The 434-nt window shown below is 53.0% G+C and carries 1 protein-coding gene; it reads left to right on the top strand.

Going from position 1 to position 434, the window contains the following annotated elements:
• Window positions 1-108: 108 nt before the first annotated feature.
• Window positions 109-434: hypothetical protein (locus ACTHUR_RS21530; RefSeq protein ID WP_440400850.1), on the top strand; the 326-nt coding region annotated here is incomplete at its 3' end.

Below are 434 nucleotides of genomic sequence, written 5' to 3' on the forward strand. Positions count from 1 at the left end.
GTTTTGTGTGAGCGGATGGTTGTGTTTTGTGTAGGTTTGTTCTTTTAGACGGTTTATGTCTGCTGTATGAATCGGGCAGCCTGTACACAGAAGGGGTTGGTTTTTCGGATGCGCTTTTGTAGGAGTGGCGGGTGGTGTTTAGGCAGCAATGGTGGCGGTGGGTGGTGGGTGTATGTTGTTGGGGGGATTTTGGTGTGCTGTTTTATCATATGGGGATTGGGTTGTTTTGGTGTTTTTGTGTTGGTTTGTGTGTGTTTTTTTTTGTTGGTTGGTAGTTGGGGGTGGGGGTGGTTGGGGTGGGTTTTTGTTTTGGTTTTGGGTTTGGGTTGGGGGGGGTGGTTTTTTTGTTGGGGTGTGGGTTGGTGTGGGGGGGGGGGTGGGGGGGGGGGGGGGGGGCCGCAGGAATTGCTCGATTGGGCGGTGGCACACTGGCA

The organism is Neisseria sp. P0021.S007 (genome assembly GCF_051956855.1).